This is a genomic window from Sulfitobacter brevis, assembly GCF_900112755.1.
Taxonomy (GTDB): domain Bacteria; phylum Pseudomonadota; class Alphaproteobacteria; order Rhodobacterales; family Rhodobacteraceae; genus Sulfitobacter; species Sulfitobacter brevis.
Window position 1 is genome coordinate 1 of the sequence record NZ_FOMW01000005.1, and the last position, 16,935, is coordinate 16,935.

A 16,935-nucleotide genomic window follows, 5' to 3' on the forward strand; every position below is an offset into this window, starting at 1 on the left:
AGTCAAACGTGACCCGCCAATAGATTTCATGTTTACGCCGCATTACTCTCTGGTGGTAGGGTTGCTGCGGTCCAGCATCTGCTGTCGCAGTTTCCACATATGTCCGGCGTCCGGCCTCGCGGTTCGATCACCGCGCCGCAGTCGCGGCAAGCCAATGGCCCCTCGTGAACGACCTCTCGGGGACCATAGGTCTCGGGTGGATAAACGTCCCAAGCAGGTTCAATCGGCAAGCCGGGCTGCGGCGATTTCGCTTGAAAAAAGCTGAAACTGCCTGAGGATTCTAAATAGCCCTGCCGCACCTCACCCAAGTTGACAAAACCATCATTCCTCAAGGCTTCAAACAACTCGCTTGTGCCAATATTTCTGTGGCGCAGGGTCTGCATATTGGCCACGCCGTTGCGAATGACCTCTGCTGTTTTGCCATCAATGAGCTTCTCAACCGATTTGTAACGAAAAATAAGGATGTCGAGCGCCTTGTTAATTACAACAACAACGGTGATGACCAGCATCGCGTGAAACAGCGGCACCTCGGGGTAGAACATTGCGTCTCCCACGGAGGAACCTAGCGCGATTACCAGAAGAAATTCGACAGTCGACATCTGCGCAACTGTTCGCCCGCCGACCCAGCGGATCAGTGCCAGCGCATAGGCGTAGACAACCCCGGTGCGAAATATGATTTCGAGATAGAATAACGCCGGATCCGTCCCTAGGAAAATGCGCGTCAAGTCAAAGGGAACGATTGGATCTTCCACAAACAGCAATCCTAAAGCATGGCGAAATTCGAGGGAGCGGAAAATTCAGCCCCCTCGATCGTCTTTACTCTTACGCGTCACTCTTACGCGTCGGCGGTTGATTTCGCTGCGTCGTTGACGGTCTTGTCAGCAAGTTTGGTCAGATTCTCATCGGTCTTCCATTCCTGCTGCAAGGTCTCGTCGAGCAACTTGGCGGCCTCTGTCATTCCAAGCTCCTTAGCCCAGCGGTGCAAGGTGCCATAACGGGTGATCTCATAGTGCTCCACAGCCTGCGCTGAAGAGATAAGCCCCGCGTCCAGCGCCGGGCTGCCTTTGAATTCGTCCATGATTTCTTCGGCTTCGGAGATGATGCCTTCAATTGCATCGCAGGTTTTACCGCGCGCGGACTTTCCAAGGAGTTCGAAGACTTTTTGCAGTCGTTCAATCTGCTCCTCGGTCTCACCATGGTGTTTCTCAAATGCAGCGACCAGTTTTTCGTTCGTGGCAGCCCGTTTCATTTTCGGCAAGGCCTTCAAAATCTTGCGTTCAGCGTAGTATATATCTTTCAAGGTATCCAAAAACAGGTCGTCCAGAGTCTTCTGCTTAGCCATCGTCGCGTCCTCAATACTATTAACGGAAGTTGCTCAAAACTGTGCGTGGAGCAGGTAGTGAACGTGTAGCGGCGCGAGTGGTTCCGGCTGAAGTAAAAATCCTCAGGCCTCGATACGTAGAAAACAGAGGACGATCTTTTGGCTTTATGTAGAGCAGGTGTACGATCCTTACTGAGGCTGAGCTAACCGATACCCTTCGCCCCAGCACGTCACAATCGCACCGCCCATCTTCGCTGCCCGCTGAAATTTTGCTCGGGTTTTGCAGATGAAGACGTCGATAATCTTCACATTCGGAAATTCATCAAAATCATAGAGGTGATTCAGCAGCTGATCCCGCGTGACAATCTTCCCTTGCGCAAGCAACAGCCGCTCGACCAAAAGAAATTGCTTTCGCGGGAGCTTCACCAATTCACCCAGAATACGGAGGCTGCCGGTAGTGATGTCCATCTCAATCGGACCCGCGTGAATTAGATTATTGCGCGCTAGTGCAAACTGCCTAACGGCGGCCACCGCAGCCATCTCCAACTCAGAAACGGTCGCGTTCTCGGCGAGACAAATCATCGCGCCGAGTTCCCAAGCGCGGGCACGCTCTTGGCTACAGTCATTCTTAAGTATTGCAATAATGGGCCTGTGCGCTGTGGCATATTTCAAGCTGATTAAGGATGCAAACCCATCCGGAGCATTGCCGTCAATGTAGATAAAGACCACTTGAAACTCACTGAGCTGAAGAAGTTCATTTGTTTCAAATTCACAGCGCGGGGCAATTACCTCCCAACGCTTGCGCTCACCGAGCCTTAAAAGCGCACTCAGACGTGAAGCCATGTTTATCGCCAATATTTTCACTTGAAACTCCAAGCTTGATGTAGAAATTTTTTTATGATTACCCATCAGGGCGCTAAACTTCTCAGAAAATATATTTCTTCTGTGGTTGCATATTGCCCCACTGGCGCCCGCGCGAACGAATTGGCCTCCCAATCCTAGAAACACTGTGTCCGACGCATTCGATGGCGGCTTCATATCGGTCATGAGCGATCACTTTAATCTCAAAGGCCAAATACGATGAGTATTTATCCACTTTTGACCGAGACAAATATTGTTCCGAAAACATACCTGTAGTGAGGGCCGAATTTTCGTCGATGCCCGCCAGTATTTCAAGAAGAACCGCCCTCGGATCACGGGCAACACTACTGTCGGGGTTTAGATTAAGCGGGAGAACTTTCCCCATGACGAAGTTCCTCTCAATTAGTTGTTAACCACTTTCGAGGAATTTCCGTTCTCAATCTAGTCGGCGGATGTATAATGGCGCAGCTCATTTGAGCAAAGTTGTCTAAAAGGAGTATGAGCGTATATACTTTTGGACACGTTTCTAAGGTATGCGAAATATACGGCGCTACATCGATACGTTTTGCCCTTAGTATAAGATATTGGCTATCGAAGTTCAGGGTAATATACAGGCCCTAACACACCCCATCCTGATCTATCGGGATGATAGTCAAAAAATAAAACAGTCTGATTCCACGATTTTCGACCAAGTGGTTTCTTCTGTCACATTAACGAGAATACGCTCGTTGCTATCTCTGACCATCAAACTGAAATGAAGATCATCATCGACCATCGTGCGCCAGAGTCTCAGGTCGGATATTCCGTCCACATCCGCGACGCTAGACAAATCAATTGTATCAACCTCCGGATTGAAGTCGGTGACGTGATCAATCTGCGCCAGCCGTTCTGCACAGGATCCAGTCAGATTGCCCCAATCAACTAGGTCGTTACGTTGGAAAATGAAAACGTCTCGTCCGTGGCCCCCGGTGAGCATGTCGGCACCCGAGCCGCCGAGCAATTTATCATTTCCTCTTCCACCATTCAGTGTGTCGTGCCCCGCTCCACCGATAAGACTATCAGCGCCCATATTACCGACTATGTGATCGTTGTCGCCGCCGCCATTGATGCTATCGTGCCCACCGCCACCAAAAATGCTATCGGCACCCGTGCCGCCCCACACTGTATCATTCCCGAACCCCGCATATATTTGATCATTGCCTTGATTACCGTAAAGTCGATCGTTCCCTTCGTTTCCATAAAGTGCGTCATCGCCACCCCAGCCGGATAGCTTGTCCGACCCTGCTCCGCCATAAGCCCGATCGTCACCGCGCCCACCAATGATGACCTCATCGCCTAGCCCGCCGTAGAAAACGTCATTGCCGTCCGCGCCAAACAAGGTGTCGTCACCCGTGCCGCCCCAAATGGTGTCGTCGCCGCTCTGTGCATATACGACGTCATCGTTCAGCCCAGCCGAGATGAGATCGCCCCCCATCGACCCCATTACTGGGGCTAGTACGTCAGATCTGTTTTCATCATCGTCATGGATGATCCGCCCTCCATCGGTAGGGACAAGCCCTGCCGGGACGTAATTCTGAGGGTCAGAGAAGGCCACATCCGTTAACTGGCCGAAATCAGGGACGTCCTGTATCCTGATAAAGTGGCTCTCTTGATCGAAATCCCCGGTGAGTGGATCAAAATTTGCACCCCCATTTCCATTCATATCCACGCGAGCACCGTGCAAAGCGTAGAAGATGAATCCGCCGCCCGTGTCGATAAGCATCCACTGCTGCGGCGAGGCGTCAGGATCATTATGATCGCCATTGAATGAAACAATTCGCACATTTTCCGGTGGATTGCTCAAATCTATCGGTGTGCCACCGATCTGGATCACGTCACTTCTTGAGTCAAAATCTTCTAGCCTGCCAACGACAGTGGACCCCACTCGATGGATGTTGGTGAAGTTGAAAGTATCATTGCCACCGCCACCCCTTGCATGATGCCCGTGCGAAAATTCAGATATCCAATCAAAATCGAGGTTTTGGACGTCGTCGCGCTGGTTATCCGCGCCCCCCGAAAAGGTATGAATTTGACTTGCGCTACCCGCGCCACCTCTTACTGTAAACGTATTCGTCGGCATTTATTCTAGTCCCATCCAAATTGGATTTTTTGAGATTCTTGATTATTTTTGGATATTATTTTCGTTGAAGACGCCCGCTTTCTTCCTTGCGTTTTTCTAAACGCCGCATTGAATCTAGAATTTCATCCAGAAAGGCAGCATAAAGATCAGCTTCCGGATCTCTGGAGCTGCGGGGCTCTCTTTTTAAATTGGGAGGGAATATTTTTTCCATGGCTGCGCTCCTTTCAATTGGCTTGTTAAACAAGATTTATGAAAGGCGCTTCGCAGTCGAACGAGCGTAGGGATAATGTCTGGAATAATTGATTAGAATTTTTTTTAAAGTATATCCTTAGCTATACTTTCAGGACTAAGTTCCCGTTAAAGTTGGGAATTCACGTTGCCTGGTCTGCGGCACAAGAGGTAAACCGCTGGCCAGCGGACGTCGAACCTATGCTGTGACAGTGCAACCCATCGCGGCACAATCGACCCGAAATTCCTTGGTAACGGCTACAGTGACGTCCGCCAGCAAAATGCTGCCCGGTAATAGCAAAGTAATCGCCCCCAGCCGTGCGACCTAATTACTTCATCGAAGCTACCAGCACCATTTATACACCCGTTGGTCTGTGAGGACTTTAGGAATCTACAGATTAGCCCATCGACTTGCGATCCGCATAATTTCTGACGAAGTCACCAATCTTTTCTTCCGAGAGATCGAGGCCATTTTTCTGACCCAAGGCGATCGCCCCTTCACCAGTCAGCCCATCGTCCGCAGCCCGCGCCATTAACACCATTGCGCTCGCGCGTTTGCCCGATGCGCAATGCAGCAAAACCGGTTTTGGCAGTGCCGCGAGCTTTTGGCGAAACTGATCAACCACGCCCGCATCTAAAATATCCGCCGAAACGGGGTGATGTAGATATACGAGCCCCGCCTGCTCGGCCAAGCGCTGCTCGTCGTCCGGCAAGATATCCTGTTTTTCGTCACGGGTGCGGAAGTTCACCACGCTCTTAAAACCCTGCTCTGCAGCCCGCTCAAGGTCAGATGCATCTGGCGCAAAACGTGCGACGCTGTGATCGCTGTCGAAACTTATAAGGTTGTCCATGTCGATTCCCATCCTGTACGAACTTTCGAACTCTGCGATACTTAATGGAGATTACCGGCAGCGGCCCATGCCAAGAGTTGCTGGCTCTCCCTCCACCCAGAAACAACCGGAGTGAAGAAAGGGTTCCAGCACTGATTGCGTCGCTGCCCCGGACCAAGCGACAAGCGCAGTGGTTCGTGGTTAACGCGCCGCAGCGATCACAAGCATTTCGATGCGGTAATGCGGCTGCGCCATGCGCGCTTCTACTCACATGCGGGTCGGCGACGTGAAGCCTCAAACCCATGCGTCCCAGACCGCTTTCTTCCCGGCGTAATCACCGATATCAACCATCCAGATCTGCACCGATATCAGGCCTTCGTTTACGATCCTGCTTCGGCCAACAGCGCATCGACCTTGACGAAAACATCGCGGGACAGCGCGGTGATATCTCTGTCCTTTAGCTGCGACACTTGCCCCGCCAGATGCACCTGACCGTTGTGGATCGCACTGGCGGGAAAACGGGCCGTGCCGCCGAATTTCTTGAGGGGGCGTTCAGGGGTTTGCTCCAAGCAATGTTAAATTTTCGCTCTTATGGACAGCGCGCTATATTTCAGGCAAATTTTATCTGCTGAACGTAGCTTCAGGGTAATTGAAATTGGCAATTAAGATCGAGATGCTTCGCTGCTACTGCGCCGTGGTGCAACAGGGCAGCCTGAACGAGGCCGCAGCACAGTTGAACCGGACCACCTCTGCGGTTTCGATGACGCTCAAACAGTTCGAAGAGCATGTCGGTGCAGCTCTGTTCGAGACGGCCCGCAAATCGCGGCTCACCCCGCTAGGAGCGATGATCTATAGCGAGGCGCTACGCGAAATCGAACATTTCGAACGCACTGTCGCAACGATCGAGGGGTTATCGCGGGCCGAGGAAGGGCAAGTACGTCTGGCCGTCACGCCCTCGGTGGCCGCGGCGATCCTGCCCAATGTGATCCGGCGTTTCCGGTTTGATCATCCTAAAGTCAGGATCGACATGCGCGACATGGACAGCGAGTCGGTGCGCCGCGCTTTGGAGGGGGAACGCGCCGATATCGGTATCGGCAGCATCACCGTGGGGCCGGAATTCGAGAGCAAGCTGCTGTTTTCAGATCCGTTCGGCGTTGTCTGCGGGCCAGATGATCCCTTAGTGCGGCGCGGCAGGCCAGTAAGTTGGGAGGATCTTGCGGCGCGGGACTTCATTGCGAACGGTCTGTGCCGTTTAATCACCGATGCCAGCTTTGCGCCTATTCTGGAGGCAGCTCTTTTATCGGTGCCCAACACGGCGTCCTTGCTGGCGCTGGTCCGTGGCGGCGTTGGTCTTACCTTGTTGCCGCGCCGCGCGGTGCCGGAGGAGGACAACGGGCTCGCCTTCCTGCCCTTGGCACAGAGCGATGCGCGGCGTCGTCTGTATCTTTTTTCTCAACCACGGCGCCTGTTACAGCCTGCGGCGCGCGCTTTCTTGCAAGTCCTCGATGCTGAAGTAGCGGCCCATCAGGACACATAATTTCAGAATAGTTGAATTATATTCAATTTCTTTGAGTTTGAGTGAAGTCACTACATCAGGTCTAGTGCCTCCAACCGCGTCCGGAATTTTCCGGTCCAGACTGGAGACACACTATGAATGCCATGACGGACCTTAACTGCAACTATATCGCTGGCGCATGGGTGGCCGGTGACACAGTGATCGAGAATCGCAACCCGTCCGACCTGAGCGATCTTGTCGGACGCTACGCACAGGCAACCGCCGCGCAACTTGACGCGGCGTTGAAAGCTGCCCGCGAGGCACAGGTCATCTGGGCGGGCTACGGCCCCGAGCGGCGGCACAATGCGTTGATGGCAATCGGTACCGAGATGATGGCCCGCTCGTCCGAGTTGGGCGAATTGCTGTCCCGCGAGGAGGGCAAGCCGCACGCCGAAGGTAAGGGAGAGGTCTACCGCGCAGGCCAGTTCTTTACCTATTACGCCGCCGAATGCCTGCGACAGATCGGCGATACCGCCGATTCCGTCCGCGCCGGTGTCGAGATTGATGTGCGGCGCGAGCCTGTGGGCGTGGTCGCGGTCATCAGCCCGTGGAACTTCCCCACCGCCACAGCAAGCTGGAAAATCGCTCCCGCGCTGGCCTATGGCAACGCGGTGATCTGGAAGCCCGCAAATGCCACGCCCGCCTCTGCCGTGGCGCTGACAGAGATTATTGCGCGGCAGGATATTCCGGCGGGCCTTTTTAATCTCGTCATGGGGGCGGGCAGCGACATCGGCCAGAAATTGATTGAAAGCCCCGAACTGGATGCCATCAGCTTCACCGGCTCGGTGCCTGTCGGGCGCGGGATCGCCGCTGCTGCGGTGCAAAACTTTTCGAAGATACAGATGGAGATGGGCTCCAAGAACGCGCTGGCCGTGATGGATGACGCGGATATCGACCTTGCGGTCGGCCTTGCCCTCGGGGGCGCATTTGGCGGCAGTGGCCAGAAATGCACCGCTTCCTCGCGGCTGGTTGTTCATGCAGCGGTGCACGATGAATTTGTGGAAAAACTGGTCGCGGGGGCCAAGTCGCTCAAGGTCGGGCACGCGCTGGAGGATGGCACCCAGATCGGGCCAGTTGTCAGCCAAGCCCAGCTTGATGCCAATCTTGCCTATATCGAACTGGGCGCCTCCGAAGGCGCGACACTGGCCTGCGGCGGCGAACAGTTGAGCTTCGCGACGGAAGGCTACTATATAGCCCCCGCCGTCTTTACCGGCACCACCAATACGATGCGGATCAACCGCGAGGAAATGTTTGCGCCCATCGCCTGTGTCATCAAAGTGGACAGCTACGCCGAAGCGCTTGAGGTGGTCAATGACACCGAATTCGGGCTGACATCGGGCATCGTCACACGGTCCATCGCGCGCGCCACGCATTTCCGGCGCAACGCCCGCACCGGCTGCGTCATGGTCAACCTGCCAACTGCGGGGACCGATTACCACGTGCCGTTTGGTGGCCGCGGAAACAGCTCGTACGGACCGCGCGAACAGGGGTCCTACGCCGCGGAATTCTACACCACGGTCAAAACCGCCTATATCGCGGCAGGGACGCCGGAGGAACTGGCATGACCTATCGGATCGACTGCCTGCAATATGCCAACTGGTCGGAAAAGATCTTTCGCCAGATGCGTCAGGGCGGCGTTGATGCGGTGCATGTGACCATCGCCTATCACGAGAATTTCCGCGAAACGGTCCTGAATATTGAACGCTGGAACCGCTGGTTCGAGCAGTTTCCAACCCTGATATTTCAGGGCCGCACCGGCGCCGATGTTCGCTTGGCCCGCGAGACCGGGCGCACCGCGATCTTCTTCGGATTCCAGAACCCTTCGCCCATTGAGGATGACATCGGTCTGGTCGAGATCGCCCACACCTTGGGCGCGCGGTTCATGCAGTTGAGCTACAACAACCAATCGCTGCTGGCGACGGGCTGCTATGAGGCCGAAGACCCCGGCCTGACCCGCATGGGCCGCGAAGTGATCACCGAGATGAACCGCGTCGGGCTGGTTGTCGATATGAGCCATTCGGCTGATCGCTCAACACTGGAGGCGATTGCGCACTCAACCCGCCCCATCGCAATCACCCATGCCAACCCGCACGTCTGGACCCCCGCCCTGCGCAACAAATCTGACGACATCATCAAAGCGCTGGCCGAGAGCGGCGGTATGCTGGGGTTCTCGCTTTATCCACACCACCTGAAAGACAAGGGCGATTGCACGCTCGAAGGCTTTTGCGAAATGGTCGCGCGCACGGCGGAGCGGTTCGGGACGCAGTGTTTGGGCCTCGGGTCGGACCTGTGCCAAGACCATCCCGACAGCGTGGTCGAGTGGATGCGCACCGGCCGTTGGACCAAGCATATGGACTTTGGCGAAGGCTCCGCCGCCGCACCGGGATTTCCCGAAATGCCCGCGTGGTTCCGCGACAACCGCGACTTTGACACCATCGAAAGCGGGCTACGCGCCGTGGGTTTCGACGCCGAGGAGACGGCGGGGGTCATGGGCGAAAACTGGCTGCGCTTCTTCGACAACAGCTTTTCGGCGGCAAACAATGTCGTCGCGAAAAAGGCCGCGGAATAAGCAGCCGTCTTGCGCTTTCACGCATGAAAACTTCTTCTGGGAGGATGAGATGACAGACCAACCCCTAACGACTGCGGCCCCAAGCCCCGGTCACATCGGGCTCACTGTGCCTAAGTTTACTGTGTTCCAACGGAGCTGGTTCATCGGCTACGGCCCGATGATGGCAATCTTTTTTGCGCGCGTCAGCCGTGGCCGCTCGTCCCTGCCGGTCAGGGCATTCTGGGGTCTGGCGATGGGGCTGATGGCGATCAACCTGATTTCGCTGGGGTCGGGTGGTATCGGCAAACTGCAAAGTTTCATTGTTGTGACTGCGGTACCGGTATCGCTGATGCTGCTGCCGTCGCTTTGGGATGCGCCGAGGATCAAGCTCGCAAAAGGTCGCGCGTTAAAGTGATCATGTCGTCGGGCGACCCACATCGGGCCGCCCGACACGATACGTGGTATCATGCAGGAGGAGGCGCGTGATGAAGCTCGAAAGTGTCACCCCCGAAAGCGTCGCTTTGCGGCCCGCCGAGACCGTGATGCGCTTGGCACGTCTGGGGTCATTCCACCAGTCGCGCCTGTCCTTTATGCGTGTGCTCCTGCGCCGATTGAAAAGCGAGAGCTGGCGCTTTGAGCGGCGTGCCTTTGAAATCAACACACAAGGTGTCGGCCACGCGGTCTATACCATGCATGGCCCCGCGCGCAGCTACAGCCTTGTCGCCTTTGCCCACGATCTGCCGCCGGAGCAGCGCTCTGACAGGGTGATTGCAACGGCGTGGGACGCGACCTTTGCGCTGTTCGACGGGCTGCCAACCGAGGCCGACATCGCGCGGCTTTCCCTTAACGTGCCCTTGCAGGAGGCGGGGCGGGTCACCTCGCGCGAGCTGACAGTATCGCGCGCCAACCGCTCGGTGCGGCTGTTTGAACACGTCGTCAACTGCCTGAGCCGCGGCCTCCAGCCGATGGCGGCAGATATTGAAGCCGTCGGCTACCTGATGCGGACCACAGCGGTTTACGGCTCTGGCAAGCTGGGGGCCGCCGACCGCGAAGGCATCGCTGACCGCCCTGAATTTGCCGCGCCCTTTCAGGCCGAAATGCTTACGGTTTTCCTGATCAGGGCCTTTGCGCTGGACCTTGTCGAGCACCTTGCGCATCTGCGCGGCGGCAACAAAGCCGTACAGATTGAACCGACGCTGCGTCGCCGTTTCGGCATCGGAAATTCGACCGGTCTTGGCATGGCGCCCTTCTTGCTCAACCACCCGATTCTTCTGAACAACTGGATCAATGCCCGAGAAATTGCCCTCGCGCGGGTCCGGTCACTGACCGCAATCTCACCTGCGGAAGCCGAGGCATTTCGGATCATGCTGCGCAGGGGCCGCAGCAATGTCGATGACTGGCATTCCGAACATCCGCTGCAATCCGGAAAGATCGCGGTACTTAAGACCGATCTTGATCGCCTGGCTGCGCATATCGAGACAGGCGTGCTGGAGGCGACACAGCCATGGGATACCCTGTATCTGTGGTCCGAAAAAGAGCTTAGCCTTGATGGCCAGGAGCTTTTGGTAGCTTTGATGATGGAGCCCTACGGCGCATTGATCGACGATCTGCCCGCGCAGATGAGCGCCGACGAGGGGGCCGGTTTCGGGATCGACGGGGCGATGACTGTCGCGACTCTTCGCACAGTTGTGGAGAGCAATTACGCTTGGGCTTTGAAGATTGACTGGAGCACGCCGGAAAGTCAGGCCCGCACGTGGTACGTCTCGGCTGAGAAGCTGGAGCCGCGTCTCGGCGAGCGTCACTCAGAACCGCTTGACGGATATGAGCAGCCTCTGGCCCCCGGACGCGATGCAGCATTGCTTTATGAGGACCTCGTAAACGACCCCGCCGAGGCCCGCGTTTCCGACTTTTTGCTCCGCCATCCCGAGCATCGCCACATCCTGCGGCGTGTGCAAATCACCGCCCGGCACGCCTATGCCGAAATCCGCGACAACACAGTAAGCGCCGACGTGATGCCCATCGATCTGCTGCGCGCCAAGCTGTCGTTTTTCGGGGCTTGCCACTTTGACCCCCGCTCCGACAGGTGGGTGCGGATCAACATGTTCCGTAATGCGCCATTCCCCCACGAGCTTGCCGAGATGGAATTCGCAGGCTGGACTTATCCGGCCCTGTCAGAGGTGCCAACATGATCTACTCGCTCAACGAGATCGAGGCGCTGGCCCGCAAGGCCGCCCGCGGCAGCGGGTTGAGCTGGGGATTGGCCGAGGAAGCAGGCAAGGCCGTGCGCTGGCTCTGCGCCAACGGGTTTCAGGGGACAGAACTGCTAACCAAGCTGCTCAGCGCCAATGACGGAAAACCCTATTCCGATCTGGCCCCGCAGCAGATCGATGATGTCTGGCGCGCCCGAAGCGGCATGCTCTGCCCGATTATTTTGGGCGCTTTGATCTGCGACCGTGCTGATGAGTTGGGGCGCGGCGAGCCGATCAAAGTAGGCGAAGTCGCGATGCCGCTGATGCTCGCCCCCTTTGCCTCCCACGCTGCGCGATCTGCAGGTGTCACCGTGACGCTGGAATGGCAGGGAGCCAAGCTCACACTTGATGGCGGCGCGCCCGGGGTCCAAGGGGATGAGGCAGCACTGCACGCCGCTCGGACGACATCGGTCACGCTATCTCAGACGGATGCCGCCATCTTCCGGTCCGTTCCAACCGAGAGGGGCCGTCAACTCACTCCTGAAATCTTGAAGACACTAGAGGCCTTCGCGCAGCGCACCTACGCTCCCGCGACCGAAGCCAGCCGTGCCGGAGCGGGTGCAGAAACCGATGATGACTAGGCGCGTAGGCTTTCGACCTCAACCGCCATATCCTCGGCCAATTGACCGAAATCACCGGCCTCCATCCCCTGATGCAACGCAAGCCGCAGCGCGGTAACATTAGCCTGAAACCGACGCGCCAAACGATCGGGGTCTGCCGTTGGGGGCAGTTCCCCCGCCGTGCGGGCAGCGGCAAACGCAGCGGAAAATTCGCTCTGGATCGCGGCCAGATAATCCCGTGTCACCGCCGCAATCTCGGGGTCGGTGGTGCGTGTGTCCACCATGGTCTTCGTCAACATGCAGGCCTTGCGGGCCACATCATCGGGCGCCAGCCGCGCATAGGCACGAAAGTGCTCCGCCAAAGCCGTGAGTGGCGAGGACGCACGCGCCACCTGATCGCGAAAGCCGGTACGCGAATTCTCGAAATACCGCGCCAGCGCCAACAGATAGAGGTTCTCCTTGCTGGAAAACGCCGCATAGATGCTGCCGGGTTTCATCGCCAGCGTCGCCTCAAGATCCTTGAGGGACGTGGCATGAAACCCCTTCTCCCAGAATACCCCCATCGCAGCGTCGAGCGCTGTTTCACGGTTGTAAGAGGCAGCGCGGGCCATGGTTTAGCCCGCCTTTTGGGTCAACTGGGTGAGGATACTTTTGTAGTTTTCGGCACCCTGCGCACCGGTGACCAGATGCTGGCGATCAAACACCACGGCAGGCACACCGCGAATGCCCTGCTGGATCCAGAAGTCCTCACTCTTGCGCACCTCAGCGGCAAAACGCTGATCATCCAGAACCGCCAAAGCTTCCTCGCGATCAAGGCCGATTTCACCGGCAACATCGGCCAGAACAGCGTTGTCGGAGAGGTCGCGGCCATCGGTGAAATGCGCGGTGAACAGCGCCATTTTCAGGTCGTGCTTGCGCCCCCCCGTTTCCGCCCAGTGCAGAAGCTGGTGGGTGTTGAAGGTGTTGTGCATCCGCATGTCTTCGGTGAAGCGGAAATCGATGCCCAAATCGGCGCCCAGTGCTGCCATCTGCGCCCTGCTCTGCGCCGATTGCTCAGGGGTCGAGCCGTATTTTTCCATGATATGCTCGCGGGTATTTTGACCCTCGGCGGGCATGTCGGGGTTCAATTCGAACGGATGCCAGTGCACCTCATGCGCGACACCGGTGGCATCCAGCGCCTGCGCCAACTGGCGGTATCCGATAATGCACCAAGGGCACATCACGTCCGAGACAATGTCGATACGGAGGGGTTCGGTCATGAGATCATCCTTTTTTCCGGCAGGCGCGGTCATTGCGCAAATATAGGTGCAAACGTCGGCGTGGAAAACCGGCACATTGTGCTATCGGGAAATTTGCCCTCCGAAGAGGGGTTCGGGGCAGAGCCTTCCCTGCCCCGAGGCGTCGATTATTCAGCAGCTTTTGCTGTGCGCTCCCAAGCGAACTTTTCAAACACGCTATCCACTGGCGTCTTGGCGAAATGATTAGTGTAGTTTGACATCAGCTTCTGCGCGGCACCCAAGATCACTTCGAGGATGTTGGCATTGGTGAAGCCCGCCTCGAGGAACGCCTGCGTGTTGGCTTCGCTCACGAAACCACGGTCGCGGATCACCAGCAATGTGAAATCGCGCAGCGCTTCGAGCTTGGCTGTCGGCAGCGCCGTTTCATTGCGCAGCGCTTCGGTGATCGCGTCGTCAACTTTCATCATTTTGGCGATGCCAGTGTGGGCCGGAACACAGTAGTGGCAATTCTGCTCAACATTCACGGTTTGCCAGACAACGGTTTTTTCTTCGTCTGTCAGGCTGGTGGCCATGAACTGCTGGTGGGCAAAGTTATAGGCCGCGAGCAACGCGGGAGCATCGGCCATTACGGCGTGCAATCCGGGGATACGGCCATTGTTTTTCAGCGATGTTTCCAGATGCGGCTTGGACGCTTCGGGTGCGGATTCGATCGTGTGTTTGGTAAAAGTGGTCATATCGGCTCTCTTGGGTTGGGGTGTACGTTCGAGAACCTACTTAGGCTTATTTGAGTGATCACTCAATGCCGATATTGAGCAATCACTCAAATGTGAGTAATTCTCGCGCAAGCGCGACCTCTGTGCCTATAAGTTAAGAGAATACTGGCAGTAAATGATTGCTGGCCTTTGGTGCAGCATTGCACAGGCAATGGCGATGCAGCAGATCCTCCGAAGTTTCGAAGCCGGCATTTCAGCCTGTTTTCTGCAAAACCATTGCCGGATCCAACCGCGGCAGGCTCAACCGGAAAGTACTGCCTTTGCCCTGAATGCTCTCGACCGACAATTTGCCGTTATGCAAGGACGTAAGCTGATCTGCGATCGCAAGCCCCAATCCCAAACCACCATTCTGGCGCGACATGGATCCGTCTACCTGTTGGAACCGCTGGAAAATCCGCTCAAGATCGCATTTGGGAATACCACACCCTGTGTCTGTGATGCTGAAACTGATCTGCTCGTGCTCCTGCGCCATCGATAGGTGGATGCTGCCTTTGTCGGTGAATTTAACTGCGTTGCTGATCAGATTATACAGGATCTGTTTCAACCGGATCGCATCCACCAGTGCCTCGGCTTCGCCATCGGCTGAATACGTAAGGGTTAAACCCTTGGCGTCAGCGTCAGGGCGTAGATCTTCGGCCACGGATGCCGCGATCCCCCCGACTTCGGCGACCGCCATATCAAGCTCCAGCTGGCCGCGCGCCACCTTGGTCCAATCCAGCAAATCTTCGACCAACCGCAACATATGCTTGGCGGATTCGGCGATCTTCGCGCCCTGCTCAGAGACGAAGCTCTGATGGGTGTTGACCGCCAAAACCAGTTCTTCCTTCGTGGTGTCTTCACTCTCCAACGCCATTTTAACCCGCCGCGACTGGAGCATCTTCTCGCTGTTTCGCAGAAATGCGGCGCGCCCCGATATGACAGTCAGCGGCGTGCGCAGTTCATGCGAAACATTGTTGAGAAATTCGGTCTTTTCGCGGTCGGTCGCCTCGGCAGCTTCCTGTGCACGCTTCTCGGCGGTTACATCTGTGCGGATACCAACGGTATAGCCGTGCGGCGTACGCGCCTCGGTCACCTTCAGCCAGCGTTGCTCGTCTATCACCTGCAAAAACGGCTCTTGCGGATGGCGGAACTGTGCAAGCCGCTTGGCGATCCAATCCGCCTCCTGCCCCGCCGCTTCGGGATAGCGGCCATGGGCGACTTCCAGCTTCAGCAGCTCGCTCATCGCCATGCCGGGCACCACACGGTCGGCAAGCGCGGGGTGATAATCGAGGTATTTCTGGTTCACGATGACCAAACGCTCCCGCTCGTCGAAGGCGATGAAACCCTCGTTGATACAGTCAATCGATTCAGCGAGCAGCGCGTGGGCGTTTCTTTGCTTCACGGCGAGTGAGCGATACATTAAAAGCACACCGACAAGAAGCAGCGCCGCAACAAGCGCAAAACCGAGCAAATAAGGACTTTGCGGAGAATAGGACGGCCACCCGCCAGCAGGAAGGGCCGTCGCCTGCCACTTGCTGCCAAACATGGCAAACTGCGTTGTGACCGGTTGGTTTTTGTGAAGCTCGACCGCACCATGCAGATCGGGCGGCACGGCTTCGTTGACTTTTATTTCGCGCAAATTGAAGATATAGTTCGCGGCGTCTCCAATGTCGTGCTGATGGGCTTTCAGCAGCCCCTCCGCATCAACCACGATCGAGATAACGCCCCAGAAACTTTCGCTATTCCGTTCGTCGACCTGCAAAAATACCGGATAGCGCAGAATGTACCCCGAACCGCCTTGGATAAGCGGAACTGGTCCGTCTACAACAGGCGTCCGTGTCCGGTAGGCCCGCGCAACACTGGCCAATTGCTGGGGAACTTCCCAATATTTTAGCCCAATAGCTGAACTGTTATCGCTCTGGGGAAAACTGTGGGTTACCTGAAGATTTGGTGCGAGTGCTAATGCCAGCACACCCGGGATATGGGCTTGCAGGTCCTCAACAATGCGACCGATCTTTTTCTCGGGAATGCCATCCGAAACACTCAGCGCGCTCTCAATCTTGTTTCCGACCAGTTCGGCCTCAAAGAAGCGCAGCCTGATCTGATCTGTCGCAGTATAAAGCGCCTGTTCCACGTCCAGCCGTACAGCAGACATATGATTGTCGCGGTCGAGTTTGATCAGCGCATAGCCGATGCCGACAACACTTGCGAAACCGATAATTGAAAATAGAACGTAGGCCTTTGGGGCCAAAAACGCCCTGAACTTTTGAAACACTGCAACTCTCTCCCCGCGAAACCTGTATCGGTGCTCAACCCTTTTGATGGGCTTGGTATCTTTCGAGCACTCTTTGGCCGCAGCCTCGTTAACATTGTTGTCATAAAACGGGCGGGGTCGGCATATTTTCATGGCTTGACCCTAGGGAACGCCCAATAAAGCGGCATATTTGGCACATTTTGGTACGCCAGCGGTGCAGGATGACCTTCCGGAAGCGCTAAGTGGCTGCGTTTATCGCACAACTTGGCCAACCTGTGACGCTTGGCGTACCCCTTTTAGCCGATGTATTATGTATATTCCGTTACCCTCGTACCCTCGGGCTTTGCACAGGGCATTCGAGTTCGGTGACAAGCAGGGGCGGCTGTCCCTCGCCCATTCCCGCCTTCTAGGCGCACGCCC

At 56.4% G+C, this 16,935-nt stretch carries 17 protein-coding genes and 1 pseudogene; 6 read left to right on the forward strand and 12 right to left on the reverse strand.

What is annotated here, in order from left to right; translation table 11 throughout:
* Nucleotides 1-32: 32 nt before the first annotated feature.
* The 8 genes from BM174_RS07675 to BM174_RS07700 all read right to left on the reverse strand — a co-directional run bounded on the left by BM174_RS07675 (nucleotide 33) and on the right by BM174_RS07700 (nucleotide 5,928).
* Complete coding sequence (locus BM174_RS07675; RefSeq protein ID WP_093923275.1) at nucleotides 33-752, reverse strand: DUF421 domain-containing protein; 720 nt, start codon at nucleotides 750-752, stop codon at nucleotides 33-35.
* Nucleotides 753-835: 83 nt separating this feature from the next.
* A complete protein-coding gene (locus BM174_RS07680) occupies nucleotides 836-1,342 on the reverse strand; it encodes a YciE/YciF ferroxidase family protein (protein WP_093923276.1) in 507 nt (168 codons plus the stop codon).
* Nucleotides 1,343-1,510: 168 nt separating this feature from the next.
* A complete protein-coding gene (locus tag BM174_RS07685) occupies nucleotides 1,511-2,230 on the reverse strand; it encodes a winged helix-turn-helix domain-containing protein (RefSeq protein WP_177209442.1) in 720 nt (239 codons plus the stop codon).
* Nucleotides 2,231-2,246: 16 nt separating this feature from the next.
* The gene (locus tag BM174_RS21045; RefSeq protein ID WP_177209443.1) at nucleotides 2,247-2,567 is read right to left on the reverse strand and encodes a hypothetical protein; all 321 of its coding nucleotides are present in this window, start codon (nucleotides 2,565-2,567) and stop codon (nucleotides 2,247-2,249) included.
* 267 nt (nucleotides 2,568-2,834) lie between these two features.
* Nucleotides 2,835-4,301: a calcium-binding protein gene (locus tag BM174_RS21575; protein ID WP_093923278.1), complete on the reverse strand. Its 1,467-nt coding sequence runs from the start codon at nucleotides 4,299-4,301 to the stop codon at nucleotides 2,835-2,837.
* 55 nt (nucleotides 4,302-4,356) lie between these two features.
* Nucleotides 4,357-4,512, reverse strand: coding sequence for a hypothetical protein (locus BM174_RS21050; protein ID WP_177209444.1), 156 nt, complete (start codon nucleotides 4,510-4,512; stop codon nucleotides 4,357-4,359).
* A 415-nt stretch (nucleotides 4,513-4,927) separates the two neighbouring features.
* A complete protein-coding gene (locus BM174_RS07695; protein ID WP_093923279.1) occupies nucleotides 4,928-5,380 on the reverse strand; it encodes a protein tyrosine phosphatase family protein in 453 nt (150 codons plus the stop codon).
* Nucleotides 5,381-5,739: 359 nt separating this feature from the next.
* Nucleotides 5,740-5,928 (reverse strand): RidA family protein, encoded by a 189-nt coding sequence (locus BM174_RS07700; protein WP_093923280.1) that lies wholly within the window; start codon nucleotides 5,926-5,928, stop codon nucleotides 5,740-5,742.
* An 86-nt stretch (nucleotides 5,929-6,014) separates the two neighbouring features.
* On the opposite strand from BM174_RS07700, the gene BM174_RS07705 reads away from it, so the two are divergent.
* The 6 genes and pseudogenes from BM174_RS07705 to BM174_RS07730 all read left to right on the forward strand — a co-directional run bounded on the left by BM174_RS07705 (nucleotide 6,015) and on the right by BM174_RS07730 (nucleotide 12,292).
* On the forward strand, nucleotides 6,015-6,896 hold the full coding sequence (locus BM174_RS07705) for a LysR family transcriptional regulator (protein ID WP_093923281.1): 882 nt from the start codon (nucleotides 6,015-6,017) through the stop codon (nucleotides 6,894-6,896).
* A 122-nt stretch (nucleotides 6,897-7,018) separates the two neighbouring features.
* The gene (locus BM174_RS07710) at nucleotides 7,019-8,479 is read left to right on the forward strand and encodes an aldehyde dehydrogenase family protein (RefSeq protein ID WP_093923556.1); all 1,461 of its coding nucleotides are present in this window, start codon (nucleotides 7,019-7,021) and stop codon (nucleotides 8,477-8,479) included.
* Entirely contained in the window at nucleotides 8,476-9,483 is a 1,008-nt protein-coding gene (locus BM174_RS07715; protein ID WP_093923282.1) for a membrane dipeptidase, read from the forward strand. The genes BM174_RS07710 and BM174_RS07715 overlap by 4 nt, the downstream gene beginning before the upstream one ends.
* 202 nt (nucleotides 9,484-9,685) lie before the next feature.
* Nucleotides 9,686-9,877: pseudogene (locus BM174_RS07720) on the forward strand (BCCT family transporter); the annotation flags it as partial.
* A 70-nt stretch (nucleotides 9,878-9,947) separates the two neighbouring features.
* Nucleotides 9,948-11,651: a hypothetical protein gene (locus tag BM174_RS07725; RefSeq protein WP_093923283.1), complete on the forward strand. Its 1,704-nt coding sequence runs from the start codon at nucleotides 9,948-9,950 to the stop codon at nucleotides 11,649-11,651.
* Nucleotides 11,648-12,292: a DUF3726 domain-containing protein gene (locus BM174_RS07730; protein ID WP_093923284.1), complete on the forward strand. Its 645-nt coding sequence runs from the start codon at nucleotides 11,648-11,650 to the stop codon at nucleotides 12,290-12,292. Before BM174_RS07725 ends, BM174_RS07730 begins: the two co-directional genes overlap by 4 nt.
* On the opposite strand, the gene BM174_RS07735 is transcribed toward BM174_RS07730, so the two are convergent.
* The 4 genes from BM174_RS07735 to BM174_RS07750 form a co-directional block, all read right to left on the reverse strand.
* Complete coding sequence (locus tag BM174_RS07735) at nucleotides 12,289-12,882, reverse strand: TetR/AcrR family transcriptional regulator (protein WP_093923285.1); 594 nt, start codon at nucleotides 12,880-12,882, stop codon at nucleotides 12,289-12,291. The two genes, BM174_RS07730 and BM174_RS07735, sit on opposite strands and share 4 nt — an antisense overlap.
* A gap of 3 nt (nucleotides 12,883-12,885) precedes the next feature.
* The gene (locus tag BM174_RS07740) at nucleotides 12,886-13,530 is read right to left on the reverse strand and encodes a DsbA family oxidoreductase (RefSeq protein ID WP_093923286.1); all 645 of its coding nucleotides are present in this window, start codon (nucleotides 13,528-13,530) and stop codon (nucleotides 12,886-12,888) included.
* Nucleotides 13,531-13,676: 146 nt separating this feature from the next.
* The gene (locus tag BM174_RS07745) at nucleotides 13,677-14,243 is read right to left on the reverse strand and encodes a carboxymuconolactone decarboxylase family protein (protein ID WP_093923287.1); all 567 of its coding nucleotides are present in this window, start codon (nucleotides 14,241-14,243) and stop codon (nucleotides 13,677-13,679) included.
* A 232-nt stretch (nucleotides 14,244-14,475) separates the two neighbouring features.
* Nucleotides 14,476-16,536, reverse strand: a complete 2,061-nt coding sequence (locus BM174_RS07750) for a sensor histidine kinase (protein ID WP_245766298.1) — start codon at nucleotides 16,534-16,536, stop codon at nucleotides 14,476-14,478.
* Nucleotides 16,537-16,935: the final 399 nt, after the last annotated feature.

What these genes read in the sequence shown, in the direction of transcription:
- BM174_RS07685 (WP_177209442.1), bottom strand. Translation starts at nt 2,230, where the DNA reads ATGGGTAATCATAAAAAAATTTCTACATCAAGCTTGGAGTTTCAAGTG.
- BM174_RS07735 (WP_093923285.1), bottom strand. Translation starts at nt 12,882, where the DNA reads ATGGCCCGCGCTGCCTCTTACAACCGTGAAACAGCGCTCGACGCTGCG.
- BM174_RS07715 (WP_093923282.1), top strand. Translation starts at nt 8,476, where the DNA reads ATGACCTATCGGATCGACTGCCTGCAATATGCCAACTGGTCGGAAAAG.
- BM174_RS07740 (WP_093923286.1), bottom strand. Translation starts at nt 13,530, where the DNA reads ATGACCGAACCCCTCCGTATCGACATTGTCTCGGACGTGATGTGCCCT.
- BM174_RS07745 (WP_093923287.1), bottom strand. Translation starts at nt 14,243, where the DNA reads ATGACCACTTTTACCAAACACACGATCGAATCCGCACCCGAAGCGTCC.
- BM174_RS21045 (WP_177209443.1), bottom strand. Translation starts at nt 2,567, where the DNA reads ATGGGGAAAGTTCTCCCGCTTAATCTAAACCCCGACAGTAGTGTTGCC.
- BM174_RS07680 (WP_093923276.1), bottom strand. Translation starts at nt 1,342, where the DNA reads ATGGCTAAGCAGAAGACTCTGGACGACCTGTTTTTGGATACCTTGAAA.
- BM174_RS07695 (WP_093923279.1), bottom strand. Translation starts at nt 5,380, where the DNA reads ATGGACAACCTTATAAGTTTCGACAGCGATCACAGCGTCGCACGTTTT.
- BM174_RS07730 (WP_093923284.1), top strand. Translation starts at nt 11,648, where the DNA reads ATGATCTACTCGCTCAACGAGATCGAGGCGCTGGCCCGCAAGGCCGCC.
- BM174_RS21050 (WP_177209444.1), bottom strand. Translation starts at nt 4,512, where the DNA reads ATGGAAAAAATATTCCCTCCCAATTTAAAAAGAGAGCCCCGCAGCTCC.
- BM174_RS07725 (WP_093923283.1), top strand. Translation starts at nt 9,948, where the DNA reads ATGAAGCTCGAAAGTGTCACCCCCGAAAGCGTCGCTTTGCGGCCCGCC.
- BM174_RS21575 (WP_093923278.1), bottom strand. Translation starts at nt 4,301, where the DNA reads ATGCCGACGAATACGTTTACAGTAAGAGGTGGCGCGGGTAGCGCAAGT.
- BM174_RS07710 (WP_093923556.1), top strand. Translation starts at nt 7,019, where the DNA reads ATGACGGACCTTAACTGCAACTATATCGCTGGCGCATGGGTGGCCGGT.